Annotated in this window: 16 protein-coding genes, 2 rRNA genes and 1 pseudogene; 11 read left to right on the top strand and 8 right to left on the bottom strand. The window is 56.8% G+C overall.

Annotation, left to right across the window (positions count from 1 at the left end; genetic code table 11):
- Both WG29040_RS12080 and rrf read left to right on the top strand, forming a co-directional pair.
- A 23S ribosomal RNA gene (locus WG29040_RS12080) occupies positions 1 to 100 on the top strand; the annotation flags it as partial.
- 156 nt (positions 101 to 256) lie between these two features.
- Positions 257 to 372 (top strand): 5S ribosomal RNA (gene rrf, locus WG29040_RS12085).
- Between the two features lie 166 nt (positions 373 to 538).
- Here rrf and queD read toward each other — a convergent pair.
- Positions 539 to 895 carry a 6-carboxytetrahydropterin synthase QueD gene (gene queD / locus WG29040_RS12090; protein WP_003441563.1) on the bottom strand — a complete coding sequence of 119 codons (357 nt, stop codon included), beginning with the start codon at positions 893 to 895 and terminating at the stop codon, positions 539 to 541.
- A gap of 209 nt (positions 896 to 1,104) precedes the next feature.
- On the opposite strand from queD, the gene WG29040_RS12095 reads away from it, so the two are divergent.
- Genes WG29040_RS12095 through WG29040_RS12105 form a run of 3 tightly spaced genes read left to right on the top strand, consistent with a single transcriptional unit; the run spans position 1,105 to position 3,403 of the window.
- On the top strand, positions 1,105 to 1,419 hold the full coding sequence (locus WG29040_RS12095) for a PepSY domain-containing protein (RefSeq protein ID WP_003441566.1): 315 nt from the start codon (positions 1,105 to 1,107) through the stop codon (positions 1,417 to 1,419).
- The gene (locus WG29040_RS12100) at positions 1,419 to 2,087 is read left to right on the top strand and encodes a response regulator transcription factor (RefSeq protein ID WP_003441568.1); all 669 of its coding nucleotides are present in this window, start codon (positions 1,419 to 1,421) and stop codon (positions 2,085 to 2,087) included. The genes WG29040_RS12095 and WG29040_RS12100 overlap by 1 nt, the downstream gene beginning before the upstream one ends.
- Positions 2,084 to 3,403 (top strand): ATP-binding protein, encoded by a 1,320-nt coding sequence (locus tag WG29040_RS12105; RefSeq protein ID WP_003441570.1) that lies wholly within the window; start codon positions 2,084 to 2,086, stop codon positions 3,401 to 3,403. The genes WG29040_RS12100 and WG29040_RS12105 overlap by 4 nt, the downstream gene beginning before the upstream one ends.
- 45 nt (positions 3,404 to 3,448) lie before the next feature.
- On the opposite strand, the gene WG29040_RS24720 is transcribed toward WG29040_RS12105, so the two are convergent.
- Together WG29040_RS24720 and WG29040_RS24725 are read right to left on the bottom strand one after the other, a co-directional pair.
- Positions 3,449 to 4,204: a methyl-accepting chemotaxis protein gene (locus tag WG29040_RS24720; RefSeq protein WP_369826391.1), complete on the bottom strand. Its 756-nt coding sequence runs from the start codon at positions 4,202 to 4,204 to the stop codon at positions 3,449 to 3,451.
- Positions 4,205 to 4,306: 102 nt separating this feature from the next.
- Positions 4,307 to 5,596 (bottom strand): annotated as a pseudogene (locus tag WG29040_RS24725) (HAMP domain-containing protein); the annotation flags it as partial.
- A gap of 313 nt (positions 5,597 to 5,909) precedes the next feature.
- Between WG29040_RS24725 and WG29040_RS12115 the strand changes: the two are divergent.
- On the top strand, positions 5,910 to 7,229 hold the full coding sequence (locus WG29040_RS12115; RefSeq protein WP_003441573.1) for a Na+/H+ antiporter family protein: 1,320 nt from the start codon (positions 5,910 to 5,912) through the stop codon (positions 7,227 to 7,229).
- Between the two features lie 15 nt (positions 7,230 to 7,244).
- Here WG29040_RS12115 and WG29040_RS12120 read toward each other — a convergent pair whose 3' ends face one another.
- Both WG29040_RS12120 and WG29040_RS12125 read right to left on the bottom strand, forming a co-directional pair.
- Positions 7,245 to 8,105, bottom strand: a complete 861-nt coding sequence (locus WG29040_RS12120) for a pirin family protein (protein ID WP_127196207.1) — start codon at positions 8,103 to 8,105, stop codon at positions 7,245 to 7,247.
- A gap of 72 nt (positions 8,106 to 8,177) precedes the next feature.
- Positions 8,178 to 8,594 carry an OsmC family protein gene (locus WG29040_RS12125; protein WP_003441577.1) on the bottom strand — a complete coding sequence of 139 codons (417 nt, stop codon included), beginning with the start codon at positions 8,592 to 8,594 and terminating at the stop codon, positions 8,178 to 8,180.
- Positions 8,595 to 8,779: 185 nt separating this feature from the next.
- Here WG29040_RS12125 and WG29040_RS12130 point away from each other — a divergent pair, with 185 nt between their 5' ends.
- On the top strand, positions 8,780 to 9,736 hold the full coding sequence (locus WG29040_RS12130; protein WP_165439789.1) for an amidohydrolase family protein: 957 nt from the start codon (positions 8,780 to 8,782) through the stop codon (positions 9,734 to 9,736).
- A gap of 116 nt (positions 9,737 to 9,852) precedes the next feature.
- Here the strand turns inward: WG29040_RS12130 and fabB are convergent, their stop codons facing one another.
- The 3 genes from fabB to WG29040_RS12145 all read right to left on the bottom strand — a co-directional run bounded on the left by fabB (position 9,853) and on the right by WG29040_RS12145 (position 13,857).
- A complete protein-coding gene (fabB, locus tag WG29040_RS12135) occupies positions 9,853 to 11,073 on the bottom strand; it encodes a beta-ketoacyl-ACP synthase I (RefSeq protein WP_127196208.1) in 1,221 nt (406 codons plus the stop codon).
- Positions 11,074 to 11,084: 11 nt separating this feature from the next.
- Positions 11,085 to 11,600: a 3-hydroxyacyl-[acyl-carrier-protein] dehydratase FabA gene (fabA, locus tag WG29040_RS12140; RefSeq protein WP_003441588.1), complete on the bottom strand. Its 516-nt coding sequence runs from the start codon at positions 11,598 to 11,600 to the stop codon at positions 11,085 to 11,087.
- 358 nt (positions 11,601 to 11,958) lie between these two features.
- The gene (locus WG29040_RS12145; protein WP_127196209.1) at positions 11,959 to 13,857 is read right to left on the bottom strand and encodes a response regulator; all 1,899 of its coding nucleotides are present in this window, start codon (positions 13,855 to 13,857) and stop codon (positions 11,959 to 11,961) included.
- A gap of 265 nt (positions 13,858 to 14,122) precedes the next feature.
- Between WG29040_RS12145 and WG29040_RS12150 the strand changes: the two genes are divergently transcribed.
- The 4 genes from WG29040_RS12150 (at position 14,123) to WG29040_RS12165 (ending at position 16,466) form a co-directional block, all read left to right on the top strand.
- Positions 14,123 to 15,148 (top strand): NAD(P)H-dependent glycerol-3-phosphate dehydrogenase, encoded by a 1,026-nt coding sequence (locus tag WG29040_RS12150; protein ID WP_003441594.1) that lies wholly within the window; start codon positions 14,123 to 14,125, stop codon positions 15,146 to 15,148.
- Positions 15,149 to 15,166: 18 nt separating this feature from the next.
- A complete protein-coding gene (locus tag WG29040_RS12155; protein ID WP_003441597.1) occupies positions 15,167 to 15,499 on the top strand; it encodes a DUF4389 domain-containing protein in 333 nt (110 codons plus the stop codon).
- On the top strand, positions 15,496 to 15,945 hold the full coding sequence (gene sixA / locus WG29040_RS12160) for a phosphohistidine phosphatase SixA (protein ID WP_003441601.1): 450 nt from the start codon (positions 15,496 to 15,498) through the stop codon (positions 15,943 to 15,945). Before WG29040_RS12155 ends, sixA begins: the two co-directional genes overlap by 4 nt.
- A 77-nt stretch (positions 15,946 to 16,022) precedes the next feature.
- A complete protein-coding gene (locus tag WG29040_RS12165) occupies positions 16,023 to 16,466 on the top strand; it encodes a hotdog fold thioesterase (RefSeq protein WP_003441605.1) in 444 nt (147 codons plus the stop codon).
- Positions 16,467 to 16,536 lie beyond the last annotated feature (70 nt).

A 16,536-nucleotide genomic window follows, 5' to 3' on the forward strand; every position in this document is an offset into this window, starting at 1 on the left:
CCTAAAGGGCCGTCGAAGACTACGACGTTGATAGGTTGGGTGTGTAAGCGCTGTGAGGCGTTGAGCTAACCAATACTAATTGCCCGTGAGGCTTGACCATATAACACCCAAGCAATTTGCGTTCTTGGTGACAAGAACAGACAAGTTGCGGTGTGTGAAGACGATACAAACCGAAAGTTTGCATAACACACAAATTTATTACATACCCATTCGCTGGAACGTTGACCGTAAGGTAAACGCGCTGGCTACCGAATTTCTTGACGACCATAGAGCATTGGAACCACCTGATCCCATCCCGAACTCAGAAGTGAAACGATGCATCGCCGATGGTAGTGTGGGGTTTCCCCATGTGAGAGTAGGTCATCGTCAAGATTAAATTCCAAACCCCCTGTCTGCTCACGCAGACAGGGGGTTTGTTTTTGTGCCGAGAAAAGCCTGTTTCGACAGTGCTACAGGGATTTTGCCCGGGTCAGTGCAGTCCGCCAAATTTCAAATATAAAAAAACCACCAATAAAGGTGGTTTTTTTATGCGAACTTTTTAGTCACCGTAATAAATACAGCCACTGGTGCAGGTTTCATGGATTCGAATCGCTGACAGTTCAGGAAGCAAAGGTTTCAGCTGTTGCCAGATCCATTTGGCTAATACTTCACTGGTCGGGTTTTCCAGACCGGGAATATCATTCAAATAGTTATGATCAAGTTGCTCATAAAGCGGCTTGAAAATAGCCTTGATTTCCGAGAAATCGCGAATCCAGCCTGTTGCGGGGTCAATGTCACCGCTCAAGTGAATTGCAACCTTGAACGAGTGGCCATGTAAACGACCGCATTTATGCCCTTGCGGAACGAAAGGCAGGCGGTGCGCAGATTCGAAGGTAAACTCTTTGAAAATTTCCACAGTGTTTATAGCTCTTGAAAAGGTGGCTATCGCCTGGGCGATGAATGCAGGTCGCCAGTTTAACAGTTAACTCGACATGAGCGAGTATAGCGCTCTGCCACCTATCCAGCGGAGTGAGCAATTCAGCTTCAGTTAAGCCTGCAACGCTATGGTTTACGCATTTGTAGCGGGAAAACACACATACACCGGAGAGGCCGTTGAGGCTAGCGATGAGAGTACATGTGCGAGTGGGCACGGTTGTAGCGTTGATGCTTGGTGCGTTTTGTTCTTTGACCCTGGCGCGGGACTTGGGGCAGGACGAAGCATTACGTTTACGTGAGCAAGGTGAAATACTGCCTCTGGAGCAGCTCCTGCAAAGCGCTCTCCAGCGCCATCCAGGGGCAAAGCTGCTGGAGGTAGAGCTGGAAGAGGATGACGGCATTTATATTTATGAGGTCGAATTGTTAACGCCGAGTGGCGTCGTGCGAGAGATCAAGCTCAATGCCAGTAATGGCCAATTGCTCAAAGATAAGGTCGATGATTAATGCGTTTGTTGCTGGTTGAAGATCACGTTCCTTTGGCCGATGAACTGATGGCCTCCTTGACTCGCCAGGGTTATGCGGTCGACTGGCTGGCCGACGGTCGTGATGCCTTGCATCAGGGGCAGAGCGAGCCATATGACCTGATCATTCTCGATCTGGGTCTACCTGGGCTACCAGGTCTGGATGTGCTTAAACAATGGCGTGCCACAGGGCTGACAACACCGGTACTGATTTTGACCGCCCGCAGTTCCTGGTCGGAGCGCATTGATGGCCTGAAGGCCGGTGCCGATGATTATGTAACCAAGCCTTTTCATCCAGAAGAGCTGCAACTGCGGGTGCAGGCGTTATTACGGCGATCCCATGGCCAGTCGAATCAACCGCTATTGAAATCCGCGGGACTGCAACTCGATGAGTCGCGCCAATGTGTCATCAATGAGGGGGCTGAAATACAGCTCACCGCCGCCGAGTTTCGTCTTTTGCGATACTTCATGCTGCATCCTCAACAGATTCTGTCCAAAAGCCACCTGGCTGAGCACCTCTATGATGGCGAGACCGAGCGCGACTCCAATGTGCTGGAGGTTCATGTGAACCATCTGCGCCGAAAACTGGGCCGTACAGTCATCGAAACTCGTCGCGGGCAGGGCTACATCTTTGGTACCGGCATCCAGTGAAGTCCATTCAGCGGCGTTTGAGCCTGGGTCTGATCAGTGTCCTGTTGATTGCCGGTCTGGTGGTCGGTCAGGTCAGTCTCTGGCTATTTGAAAATGGTCTTCAGCGCTATCTGGAGTCGGGGCTACAGAACGAGAGCGAGAACCTGTTGCTTGCCTTGAGCCGGGGCCCCCAGGGTTTGCAGCTGGATGAGCGCAGATTATCCCCGGCTTACCATCGACCTTTCTCCGGGCATTACTTCAGCATCCAGTTTGGTGACATCCATTGGCGCTCGCGCTCACTCTGGGATGCTCAATTGCCGCGACCCAGTCATCCGGGCCTGGACAGCAAGTTGCAAGAGGGGCCCGAAGGGCAGATGTTGCTGGTCTTGCGCAGTGACTATCAGCGTTTTGGCCACGCGGTTTCCATCAGTGTGGCCCAGGACTACACACCCATACGCGAAAGCTTCATGCAGGTTCAGCGCATAGGGTTGGCCATTGGCGTGTTCGCCCTGATCGTTATTTTGCTGTTGCAACGGCTCACGGTTAATCGGGCTTTGCGTCCCCTTGAAACGGCCCGCAAGCAGATCGCACAGTTACAGGCCGGACAACGTTCGAAACTCGACGCCCAGGTGCCCCTTGAGCTTGAGCCTTTAGTCACTCAGATAAACCACCTGTTGGCCCACACTGAAGACAATCTGAAGCGTTCACGTAATGCCTTGGGCAACCTGGGGCACGCGTTAAAAACTCCGTTGGCAGTATTAATCAGCCTGGCCAAGGACAGCCGGCTGGATGCTTATCCCCAGATACAGAAAACCCTGCGCGATCAGTTAGAACAGATGCAGCAACGTATGAGTCGGGAGCTTAATCGTGCCCGTCTGGCAGGCGATGCCTTGCCGGGCGCTCAATTCGATGTCGACGCCGAAATGCCGGGGTTGATGGCGACCCTTGGCATGATTCACGGCGGGCATTTGGCGTTAAGGCTAAACACCAGTCCAGGACTGCACATGCCTTGGGACCGTGAAGACATGCTCGAATTGCTCGGCAATCTATTGGACAACGCCTGCAAATGGGCGGATTCGCAAGTAGAACTGAACATCCGCCAGACCGCGGGCGGGTATGAGATTGAAGTCCAGGACGATGGGCCGGGCATACCCGAGACAGAGCGCGACCAAGTCATCAGCCGTGGAACACGGCTGGACGAGCAAACCAGTGGCCATGGATTGGGCCTGGGCATTGTGCGAGATATCGTGGATGTCTGGGGTGGGGAAATGCAGCTTGAAACGGGGGCGCTGGGCGGCTTGTCGGTGATGATCAGGCTACCCGCCCGCAGGAGCTGAAAATGACGGCGGCCCCGGGGTCGCCGTCAATCATGCCACTTCAGGTCAGACGCGGAACTGATCCATCAACTTTTGCTGCTGGTTGGCCAGTGAGTTCAGCGACTGGCTGACCCGTGCCGACTCATTGGCCTGTCCGGACAATGATTCCGTGACATCGCGGATAGTGGCCACATTGCTGTTGATCTCTTCAGCCACTGCACTCTGCTCTTCGGCGGCACTGGCAATCTGCAAGTTCATGTCGGTAATCACGCTCACGGCATCACCGATTTGCTGCAATGCCGTTACTGCCTGACCGACCTGCTCGACACTGCCCTGGGCCTGGCGATGGCTGTTGCCCATGGACGTCACTACATCCTTGGTGCCGATTTGCAGTTGTTCAATCACCTGTCGGGTTTCTTCCACCGACTCCTGGGTTCGTCGCGCCAAATTGCGCACTTCGTCAGCCACCACGGCAAAACCGCGCCCGGCTTCGCCTGCTCGGGCCGCCTCGATCGCAGCATTGAGGGCGAGTAAATTAGTCTGCTCGGCAATCGCGCGAATCACTTCCAGTACAGAACCGATTTTTTCGCTATTGGCCGCCAACCCTTCGACCTGGGTCATGGCTACGCTCATGTCGGCAGCCAGGTGGTCGATGCTGGACGTTGTACGGTCAATGATGGTCAGCCCCTGGCGTGTCGCCTGGTCGGCATCGCGCGCTGCCTGAGCAGCCTGCGCGGCACTGCGTGCGACATCTTGCGCCGTAGCGCTCATTTCATGGGAGGCAGTGGCAGCCTGATCGACCTGGCGGTACTGCTGTTCCATGCCGGCACTGGTCTGGGTGGCAATGGCCGCCGATTGATCGGCCGTATTGCGGGCATCCTGAACCGAGTGTTTCACCTCGGCGATGATCGGCTGCAGCTTGTCGAGGAAGCGGTTGAACCAGCCTGCCAGCTGGCCCAGTTCATCCTGCTTGTCGTAGGCCAGGCGTCGGGTCAGATCGCCTTCGCCGCTGGCAATGTCCTCAAGCATGCGCGCTACCCCCAGAATCGGTCGCGTCACACTGCGGGCCATCAGCCATACCAGCAGCAGGCCGATGATTGCTGCCAGAGAGCCCAGGCACAGCTCAATCAGGGTGCCTGCCTTATTGCGCTCGTCCAGTTCTGCTTGCAGCGCCTGGGCCGGCCCGACCAGTACCTTTTCCGGCACATCGAGTAACACCCCCCACGGCTTGCTGCCCGGGATCGGCAGGAACGGGGTCAGGATTTTCAACCGCTGGTGACCATGAATGCTCTGGGGCTGACCGCCGCTGGCCATCAGTTGACTCAACCGGGCACCATCGTCAGCGTCAATCTGATCCAGACGTTGGCCAAGCTTGCTCGCGTCGCTGCTAAAACCGGCCAATATGCCTGCCGAGCTGACAATGCTGACGCTGGTCTGCCCGTCGTAAAGCTTCTGGCTGGCAAGCTGGCTCATGGTTTGCAGGCTGTTGAGGTTGATATCAACCGAGAGCGAGGCGATGACCTTGCCCTTGACCATCAGCGGAAAAACGATGCTGGTCAATAAAACGTTTTGCCCATCGATCGCGTAAAAGTAAGGTTCGATAATGCACGGCTGGAGCGTCGTACGCGGGCAGGTAAACCATGAATTATTCGCCTGGCCGCTGGGCCCGGTACTGGTATCGGTCATGTCGGTTTCAGGCAGTGCCATCGACGTCAGCTTGCCCGGCGTCGGTTGCGACCAGTAAAGGGCAAAACGGCCCTTGTCGTTGCTGCCCAGCTCTGATTGATGGTCGAACAGCTGGTCCTTGCCGTCCAGCGCATTGGCTTCAAACACCAGGGACAAACCAAGCAAGTCGGGATTGGCCTGCAGGGCCGCTTTCACCTGTCGGGTCAGATCTTCACGCAGATCGAAAGCATCCAGAAAGCGCTTTTCCGATTGCTCACGTAAAAACAGGACTTGTCGTGCAAACCCGTTGCCGTATTGATAGGCGTCCATAAATTGGCGACTGATGGCCAACGCCTGAGCTTCGCCCTGGGCCTCAATACGGGCCTGTGCGGACTCATTGAGCATCTGCGTGCTTGAGGCCTCCACCAGATCGGCCGTGTAATCCATGCGGTAGAGGGAAAGTCCCACCAGAAGAGCGACGATACCCAGCAGGCAGAGTCCGGCGAGGAGGGTGATTTTCCATTGGATGGAAAGCTGTCTGAGCGACATGGAGACATCCTGAATAGAGGCTTTGTCTGTTAGCGGCCAGCCGATAGTTTTCTTTATGGGGAAATCTGTATTTAGAGGTTACGTTTTCAAATTTTAAAAAGATTAAACCCTGTCAGAATTAAGGGTATCCCCGTTCAGGCGATGATCCCCGCAGGCCTTTGGCGTGTGCTTTGACAAGGCGTCAATGCTGCTGCAAAGTGTGCGCCCCCAAATAAGCACTCCCTTTCAGACCGGCGACTGGAACAGCAGCCTTTTGCCCGAAATTTTCCGCTTTACGGTGTTTTATCGTAGTGCGCGCTAAGAGGTTGTAATGATGAATGCAGTAATTGCCGCGGTCGGCATCATGTTGGTGCTCAGTCTGTCCCGTGTGCATGTGGTGATCGCCCTGATCACGGGTGCCGTCGTCGGCGGCCTTGTGGGCGGGCTGGGCATCGAAGCAACGCTCGATGCGTTCAACAGCGGCTTGGGTGGCGGCGCGCAGGTCGCCTTGTCCTATGCAATGCTGGGTGCCTTCGCGGTGGCGATCGCCAAGTCCGGCCTGGCCCATGCACTGGCCGACAAGGCCCTGATCATGGTCAATAGACAACAGGCTGTCGGCGGCAATCGCCTCAAGTGGCTACTGATCGGTTTGTTGCTGGTGGTCGCAATCTCTTCGCAGAACATCCTGCCGATTCATATCGCCTTCATTCCCTTGCTGGTTCCGCCCCTGTTGTACGTGCTCACCAAGTTGAAAATTGACCGGCGCCTGATCGCCTGTGTCATGACCTTTGGCTTGATTACGCCATACATATTTTTACCGGTGGGCTTCGGCAACATCTTTCTCAACCAGATTTTGCTCGCCAACGTCAGCAAGAGCGGGGTGGATGTCAGCCAGGTCAATGTCACCCACGCAATGGCGATCCCGGCGCTAGGCATGTTGTTCGGGTTATTGGTGGCTGTATTCATCAGTTACCGCAAAAAGCGTGAATATGATTTGGCCAAGATTGAGCAGGTCGAGCAAGTGGCTATCAGCTACAACCCGCGAACCCTGCTGGTGGCCGGAGTTGCTATCGCTGCCGCGTTTATCATTCAGCTGTGGCTGGGCTCCATGATCATCGGAGCACTGGCAGGCTTTCTGATTTTCTCGGCGTCGGGGATTGTGCGCTGGCGTGAGACCGATGACCTGTTCACCGAAGGCATGAAAATGATGGCCATGATTGGCTTCATCCTGATTGCCGCATCGGGTTTTGCCGAGGTGATGAAAGCCACCGGCGAAGTGAAATCCCTGGTTGAGGCGTCTGCAGGCATGATCAACCACAGTAAGGGTGTCGGGGCATTGCTGATGTTACTGGTCGGGTTGCTGGTGACCATGGGCATTGGCTCGTCGTTTTCGACAGTACCGATTCTGGCGGCGATTTTTGTGCCGTTGTGTGTGCAGCTGGGTTTCAGTCCGATGGCCATCGTTTGCATCGTCGGTACCGCCGGAGCCCTGGGTGATGCCGGTTCGCCGGCTTCGGACTCAACCCTGGGTCCGACTTCCGGTTTGAACGTGGACGGCCAGCATCACCATATCTGGGACACCGTGGTGCCCACCTTCCTGCATTACAACCTGCCATTGCTGGCGTTTGGCTGGGTTGCAGCAATGGTGTTGTAAGGGCACGGCGGCTGTTCAGGGCAGTTCGATACGACCGCTTTCTCCGGCAACGGTCGGCCAGTCTCCGGCAGCCCAGCGCGCTCGGGCCTGCTCGATAAGCACTGGATCACTGGCAACAAAATTCCAGTTCATGCGCCGGGGGCCATCCAGCGGCGCGCCACCTATCAACACCGCGTGGCAGTCGCTGTCGGCGCACAAGGTCAGTTCCTCTGCGGCGGGCAACAGCACCAGGCTGCGTGGCTCAATGGCCTGGCCTTGTAGCTGCGCTTGCCCTTCCAGCACATACAGCGCGCGCTCCTGGTGTTCTGCCGGGATAAGCAGCGTGGTGGCTGTTTGCATATGTATTTCGGCATACAGGGTCGGTGACAGCACGGGCACCGGTGAGGCCAGACAGAACCCGGTACCTGCCAGCATGCGAATCCTTACCCCGAGGCTATCGCTGACTGGCAAGCTGTCCGCCAGGTGATGGCTGTAGTGCCCCGGACCTTGCTCCCGGGTTTTGGGGGATGCCAGCCACACTTGCAGGCCATGCAGGGTTGATCCCCGGGCGAGCAGCGGGACAGGCGTGCGTTCGATGTGGGCAATGGCTGCGCCGGCGGTCATCCAGCTGACTTCACCGGGGCCTACCTGCTGGTCAGAGCCCAGGCTGTCCTTGTGCTGCAACTGTCCTTCGAACAGATAGGTCAGGGTAGACAGACCAATGTGCGGATGCTGCCTGATATCCATCCCGTGGCCGGGCGGATAGTCGGTACGCAGCATGTGATCGAAGAACACGAAAGGGCCGACACTGCGACATTTCGCTGACGGCAGGGGGCGCAGGATGGGTTGCCCTTCGACATCCTCGGCGCGGGGGCGAATCACGGTCAGTTCATGCATGGTGCGGTCCCGGCAATGGAGAAGCGTTGAGCATAACCCAACGCTGTCATGTGCCCCCGTACTCCCGAGACATTACTGGCTGAAAGCACCTTCAGACAAGTGAGTCTCGATGGTGACGTCTGCAGTGGTCATCAGCTTGTGGATCGGGCACTTGTCGGCCACCCGGTGCAGCTCCTGGCGCTGGGCGTCGGTGAGTACGCCCTTGAGCGTCAGTTTGACGTGCAGTGCGTATTTGCCGAGCTGCTCTTCACTGGCGTCGTGTTTGATCTCGACCGTGACGCCAGTCAGCGGAATATCTTTCTTTTGCGCATAGAGCTTGAGCGTCAGCGCCTTGCAGGCACCGAGGGCGGCATCGAAATAATCATGGGGCGAGGGCGCTGAACTTTCGCCGCCCATTGCTTTGGGCAAATCGGTGAACACTTCGTGATCGTCGATTTTAATGCTGTGACGAAAGCCTTCGTGGGACTCGGTATTAACGGTAACAGTCATGGCAAACCTCAGATTGGCAGTGATAAAGGTCCTGATCTTTATAGAACATGCCGGGCGTTATGCGTTCACTTTGATCACAGGCTGAACCCTTGAACAGGCGGGCGGGTCTATTGGAGTCAACAGACAGGAGATTCAGGTTGCGAATAAGACACTACGTTGTGGCCTGGGCCCTTGCGACGACCAGCATGTGGGTGCAGGCCCGCGACTATGCCTACAGCGATGCACATTTACATTACGTCGATTTCTTCCAGGAAACCGCCGGAATGGACGCATTGCTTCAGGAAATGGCCAGCAATCGAATCGACCACGTGATGATTTCCGGAATCCCCGTGGCCAAAAAATGGCATGAAGACGAACCCAAGCGCCCGCGTTACTACGCTGGCGATGACGCTGATGCCTATTGGTATAGCGCGACCGATGTGTGGGTGGCTGCAGCCGTCAACAAGCTGACAGCAGCACAGCGTGAGCACTTTCATCCGTTCCTGTCCGGTTTTAATCCCAATGACAAAAATTCTGCCGAGCACATTCAGCGCATGCTCGACCTCAACCCCGGTTTGTGGCAAGGCATTGGCGAGGTTTTCACCCGCCATGACGACCTGACGGCGCTCATCTCCGGGGACACACCGCGGGCCAATAACGAGGCCATGTCCAAGGTCTACAAATTGGCAGGGGAGCAGGATCTGCCAGTTCTGTTGCACTCCAACATCACTTCGAAACGGGAAAGGAACCCGCTGTATCTGGCCGAAATTGAAGAGCCGCTGGCGCAGTTCCCGGATACCCGGTTTATTTGGGCCCATGCAGGCAGCAGCGTCGAAATCCATAGGCACCAGACCCGGATGCCCTTTCTGTTACCCGAACTGACACGACTTCTGGCCCAGCATCGCAATCTCTACGTGGACCTGTCCTGGAGCATGCTCACGCCGTATCTGCTGGATGAGCAGGGCAAGGCCAGGCCTGAGTGGGTCGCGCTTGTAGAGCGCTTCCCGGAGCGTTTTATGCTGGGATCCGATGTGGTGGGGCGTTTCGACAAAGTGGGGCAAGAGTTACGCAGTTTTGATCCGTTTCTGGATGCCTTGCCTGAAAGCGTTGCGCGCAAGGTGGCCAGGGATAATTTCCTGTCGGTGTTGCCGAAAAAGCGCTAGGGACTGCTGGCGTTTGCTTGTAAGTCAGTGTCGCCGGAGCAACTTTCGCCAGATTCTTCCGGACAAAAAAATGCCCCGAACCGGTCGGGGCATTTTTCATTTCGCGAGCGGAAGGCTTATTTGCCAGTCCAGCGCTTCAGAACCAGAGTGGCGTTAGTGCCACCGAAGCCGAAGCTGTTGCTCATCACGTTGTTCAGCGTGACGTCTTCGCGGCTCTTGGTCAGGATCGGCATGTCGGCGACAACCGGGTCCAGCTCTTCGATGTTGGCAGAGCCGGCAATGAAGTTGCCTTCCATCATCAGCAGGCAGTAGATCGCTTCGTGAACGCCTGCGGCGCCCAGGGAGTGACCCGACAGGCTTTTGGTGGAGCTGATGGCTGGAGCCTTGTCGCCGAACACCGCACGAACACCTTCCATTTCCTTGGCGTCGCCTACCGGAGTAGAGGTGCCATGGGTGTTGAGGTAGTCGATTGGGCCGTCAACGGTAGCCATTGCCATCTGCATGCAGCGGATGGCGCCTTCGCCGCTTGGGGCAACCATGTCATAGCCGTCGGACGTCGCGCCGTAGCCGACGATTTCGGCGTAGATCTTGGCGCCACGGGCCAGGGCGTGTTCCAGCTCTTCAACCACAACCATGCCGCCGCCGCCTGCAATGACAAAACCGTCACGGTTCTTGTCGTAGGCGCGAGATGCTTTCTCTGGCGTGTCGTTGTATTGAGTGGACAAGGCGCCCATGGCGTCGAACAGGAACGACTGGCTCCAATGTTCTTCTTCACCGCCGCCAGCAAATACGATGTCCTGCTTGCCCAGCTGGATCTGCTCTACTGCGGTACCGATGCAGTGGGCACTGGTGGCGCAGGCAGAGGAGATCGAGTAGTTCACGCCCTTGATCTTGAACGGGGTGGCCAGGCAGGCGGAAACGGTGCTGCCCATGGTCCGCGTAACGCGGTAAGGACCTACACGCTTGACGCCTTTTTCGCGCAGGATGTCCAGCGCTTCCATCTGGTTCAAGGTCGACGCGCCGCCGGAGCCGGCGATCAGGCCGGTACGCGGGTTGGAGACTTGCTCCTCGGTCAGGCCGGAATCGGTGATGGCGTCTTTCATGGCCAGGTAGGCGTAAGCCGCCGCGTGGCCGACGAAGCGATAGATCTTGCGATCGATCAGCTCTTCAAGAGGCAGGTCGATGGAGCCGGAAACCTGGCTACGCAGACCCATTTCGGCATATTCCGGGTTGAATCGGATGCCAGGGCGACTTGCACGCAGGTTAGCGGAGACGGTCTCTTTGTCATTGCCCAAGCACGAAACGATGCCCAGACCAGTGATAACGACGCGGCGCATGCGGATAACCCTTAGAAGTTTTCAGTGGAAGTAAAAACGCCGACCCGAAGGCCTTCGGCGGTGTAAATCTCGCGACCGTCGACGCTGACGGAACCATCGGCAATTGCCAGGTTCAGCTTGCCGCGAAGGACACGTTTGATCTGAATGTTGTAAGTGATCTTCTTGGCGGTCGGCAAGACCTGACCGAAGAACTTCACTTCGCCCGAACCCAGGGCACGGCCGCGGCCCGGCAAGCCTTGCCAGCCCAGGAAAAAGCCAACCAGCTGCCACATGGCGTCGAGGCCCAGGCAGCCCGGCATCACCGGATCACCTTCGAAGTGACAGGCAAAGAACCACAGGTCAGGGGTGATATCCAGCTCGGCGACCAATTCACCTTTGCCGTACTTGCCACCCTCTTCGCTGATATGGGTGATGCGATCCACCATCAGCATGTTCGGGGCGGGCAGTTGCGCGTTACCTGGGCCGAATAGCTCGCCGCGGCTACAGCGCAGCAAATCTTCCCGAGTAAAGGCGTTTTGTTTGGTCATGCGAGCTCCTCAATAATCCCATGCGGCAGGGTGGGGCAAATCTTCCCGACCAACCGGAACGTTCGCGTTCCAGTTCGCCAGCCTACACATAGACTATTGCGTTGTAGTGAAAGTCACAGCGCAAAGGGCAAGAATGTACACTTGTGCACTGAAAATTTAAATCAGGCCGGTTCAGGGGCCCATTCGGGTGTCTAAGACTGCCGCACTTTTGCCTTTAACGCCAGTCGCAGGTGGTTCTACAAGCCCTGTTCAGGTTTCGTCGGGCCGGGATGTTGCCGCGGCCAGAGTGCTTTGGTCACTGCGCAGGGGCTGCGGACAGCGCCGTCCCCGGGAAACCGGAACAGCCCCTGATTACAGGTTACTGCACCCAGCGCTGCAGAATTTGCTCCAGGTCAGTGCGTTTGAATGGTTTGGCGAGGTAATCGTTCATTCCCGCTTGCAGACAATTTTCCCTGTCCCCCTGCAGGGCGTTGGCTGTCAGGGCAATGATGGGCACCGTGGTGCAGCCTGATAACTGGCGGATTTGCCGGGTAGCTTCATAGCCGTCAATGATCGGTAGCCGGCAGTCCATCAAAATGGCCGCGTAGTTCTCGGTGTTGGCATGGTGAATCGCCTGTGCACCGTCACTGACTATGCTCACCTCATACCCCAGGTTCCTCAACACGGCCTCAATGACTGTCTGATTGACCCGGTTATCTTCCACCAGCAGGATTTTACGGCCCTTGGTACGCATCGGTTCAGTCGCCAACTCCGGTTGGTGCTGCTGGGGAACGGGATGGTGCAGTTCCAGCGGGATCTCCAGGGTAAATACCGAGCCGAGGGATTCTTCGCTCTTGGCATGCAGCGTGCCGCCCATGCGTTCAGCCAGCGTGCGGGCAATGGGCAATCCCAGTCCGGTGCCGCCATAACGACGTGAAATCGAGCTGTCGGCTTGCTGGAAGGCATTAAACATCGAGTCCAGCTTGTCGCTGCTGATCCCGATACCGCTGTCGCGTACGGTGCAGGTGAACCAGATAAGTTCATGGTCCAGAGGCTGCCAGAGCGGCTCGATGCTGACTTGCCCATACTCGGTAAACTTCAAGGCGTTGCCAATCAAGTTGACCAGAATCTGCCGGATGCGGGTCGGATCGCCGAGTACGTGCAAGTCCTGCAAGCCATCAGGGATCGACAGCTGCAACAGCAACCCGCGCTGTCCGGCATTGTGCTGAAAAGCCTGGGCGCAGTTGCTGACCAGTTCGGCCAGATTGAAGGGGATGCGTTCGAGGTCAAGAATCGAGCGCTCAATTCTCGAGAAGTCGAGGATGTCGTTGATCACCTTGAGCAAGTGCTCGGTAGACTCCGAGGCCAGAGCCGCATACTCGATCTGCTCGGGCGTCATCTCAGTGGTTTCCAGTAATTGCAGCATCCCCAGTACGCCATTCATCGGGGTGCGTAGCTCGTGGCTCATCATCGCCAGGAAATCTGTTTTTGCGCGGTTGGCCCGTTCAGCCTCTTCACGTGTCTGAATCAGTTGCGCGATGGTTGCTTCCTGCTCGCGACTGGCTTTTTCAAGGCCGTCGGCAAGGTTATTGATATGCCGGGCCAGACTGCCCAGTTCGCTGTCGTCGACCACAGGCAAATGCATTTTGTAATCGCCTTGCTGAATGGCTTTGACGGCATTGCTCATATCGATGATGGGTCTGGACAGGTTGGTTGCAAGGCGACGGGCAAGCAGGTAGGTAAAACCCAGTGCAAACAGCGCCAGGATCAATGCCTTGAGCAGGATTTCTTGCTGGCGCTTGTCGAATGCCTCATTGGAAATGCCGACCAGTACCCGGCCCGGATAGCCTTCCCTCGGCAGCGTTGCCTGGAGGTCGCGGGTGACCAGGTAATCACCGGAGCCGTTTCCCTGCATGCGAACCGGTGCCTGGAATATCTCGGCATGTGATTCCCGGTCCGCACCGGAAGCCGGTTGCTCGGCATGAAACAGCATGTTGTTGGCAGGGTCCTGCACTTGTACAAATTGCACATGTGGCGTGTTCAGCGAGGCCTTTGCCTGGCTGTTCAGCATCTCGGTATTGCCGGATAAAATCCCGTACTCCGAGGCGGGCGCCAGCTGGTTGGCAATCAACTGGCCGGTGTGATTCAGCTCCTGGCGCAAGTCCTGGATGCGAATAAAGGTAAAAAGACTGATTAACAGCAACGTCAGGAGCAACGCTGGGCCCAGGCTCATCATTTGCGTGCGGGTATGTATGTTCCAGCGACTGCGAACGCTCATGGGGGCGGTGCTCCATCAGTCTTGCCCTTGGTACTGGAGGTATAGCCCATGTGTACTGCCATCCCTGACTTGAGGTCGCCATTCTTGTGCGCAGCAATGTTGCCTTGGAGTGTGAACCGCAAGGCGGCATGGTAACTGAGCTGTTTCGCTTTTCCAGTCGCCGCCGACTCTTTTCCATGCAATCAATCGTTCAAGGTCTCGCCTTGAGGGATGTGCTCCGTATAATGCCGGTATTGCCACTGCTATATAGATGACGGGATTGCATATGACTGAACAGCACGCTATTGCGGTCTTGGGAGGCGGGAGTTTTGGCACCGCCGTGGCCAACTTGCTGGCAGAAAACGGTCATCCAGTGCGCCAGTGGATGCGGGATCCGGAGCAAGCCGAGGCGATTCGCCTGAATCGCGAGAACCCTCGCTACCTTAAAGGCATCAAGATTCACCCCCTGGTTGAGCCGGTCACCGACCTGCAGGCAACGCTTGAAGCCTGTGAACTGTGCTTTGTGGCATTGCCCTCCAGCGCCTTGCGCAATGTGTTGGCAGAGCATGCCGAACGCCTGAGCGGCAAAATGCTGGTCAGCCTGACCAAAGGCATTGAAGCTCACAGTTTCAAGCTGATGAGCGAGATTCTTGAGGAAATCGCTCCTCAAGCCAGAATCGGCGTGCTGTCCGGCCCCAATCTGGCCCGTGAAGTTGCCGAACATGCATTGACGGCCACAGTGGTCGCCAGTGCCGACGAAGAGCTCTGCGCTCGGGTACAAGCGGCTTTGCACGGCCGCACATTTCGGGTCTATGCCAGTGCTGACCGGTTCGGCGTGGAGTTGGGCGGGGCGTTGAAAAACGTGTACGCAATTATTGCCGGCATGGCCGTGGCACTGGAAATGGGTGAAAACACCAAGAGCATGCTGATTACCCGTGCCCTGGCAGAAATGACCCGTTTTGCAGTCAGTCAGGGCGCCAACCCCATGACTTTTCTCGGACTGGCCGGGGTAGGTGATTTGATCGTCACTTGCTCATCGCCCAAAAGCCGCAACTATCAGGTCGGGTTTGCCCTGGGCCAGGGTTTGAGTCTGGAAGAGGCCGTTACCCGCCTGGGCGAAGTGGCAGAAGGCGTGAATACGCTCAAGGTGCTCAAGGTCAAGGCCCAGGAGTTGAATGTTTATATGCCATTGGTCGCAGGCTTGCATGCAATCCTGTTTGAGGGCCGCACCCTCAATCAGGTAATTGAGCTGCTGATGCGCGCCGAGCCCAAAACCGATGTCGACTTTATCTCCACCAGTGGTTTCAACTGAGCCCGACAGGAGCAGCATATGAACGATACAAAAAATGCACCCAAGTACGAGTCCATTGTGTTGCGCGTGTTCTGGATGCTGGTCTTTCTTCTGGTCTGGCAGGTCGCGCAACTGGTGCTTGGCGGGCTGGTGCTGGTGCAACTGATTTACCGTCTGGTTTACGGTGCACCTAACGCCGGGCTGATGAACTTTGGCGATAGCCTGAGCCTTTACCTCGCACAAATCGGGCGCTTCGGCAGCTTTCACACCGAGCAAAAGCCCTGGCCGTTTGCCGATTGGCCCGCCCCGCGTGCGCCAGAAGGCGAGGCTCCGTACGTGGCGCCCACTGGCGGCGCAGAGACCAAGCCATGAAAATCTGGATCTTGCGCCATGGTGAGGCCCAGCCCCACGCAAGACGTGATGCCGAGCGCGAGCTGACCGTAAAAGGGCGTGAACAGGTTTTGCACAGTGCTGCCCGGTTGCTTGATCAGCCACTGGACAGCATTTTGGCAAGCCCGTACGTTCGGGCTCAGCAAACCGCTGAGCTGGTACGCAATGCGCTGGGTTTCGCCCCGGAACTCATCAGCGTGCCGTGGCTGACTCCCGATAGCGATCCACGGCAGGCCCTGAGCCAGCTTCCCGATAGCGGCAATGTGCTGCTGGTTACCCATCAGCCTTTTGTGGGTGACCTGATCAGCCTGTTAATGCATGGCCATATGCGCCAGCCGCAGCCAATGCATACGGCCAGCCTGGCGGAACTTGAGGGTGAGTGGCCGCTGGCGGGCAGCATGACGTTGTGCAACCTGTGGCATCCCTGAGTACAAAACAAAAAACCTGCATGGGGCTGCGCTATGGCAAGCCGGCCAGCCATGCTCTCTGACCCAAGGAATGAACCATGATCTCGTGGACCACCACGCCGGACCTTGCAAAGCTCAACTCTCTGCGCAAAAACACTATTTGCGACGTGCTGGACATTACGTTCGACGCCTTCGACGATGAGTCGATCACGGCCAGCATGGCGGTGGATCACCGTACCCATCAACCTTTCGGCTTGTTGCATGGTGGCGCCTCAGTAGTGCTGGCCGAGACGGTGGGGTCAATGGCCAGTTTCTTGTGTGTCGACACCTCAAAGTTTTATTGCGTCGGTCTTGAGGTCAACGCCAACCACTTGCGTGGTGTACGCAGCGGGCGTGTGACTGCGGTGGCTCGCCCGGTTCATATGGGCCGTACCACCCATGTGTGGGATATCCGCCTGACGGACGACAGCGGCAAGTTCAGCTGCATCTCCCGCCTGACCATCGCGGTAGTGCCCTTGGGTGAAGCGCCGCCCGTGCGCTGATCAAATGCTCAGATAATGGCCGTAGTGGCGTCACTCATGGCGCATACGGTCATTGATATGAGTATTTTTC

The sequence above is a fragment of the Pseudomonas sp. PAMC 29040 genome (genome assembly GCF_003994535.1).
Taxonomy (GTDB): domain Bacteria; phylum Pseudomonadota; class Gammaproteobacteria; order Pseudomonadales; family Pseudomonadaceae; genus Aquipseudomonas; species Aquipseudomonas paraversuta.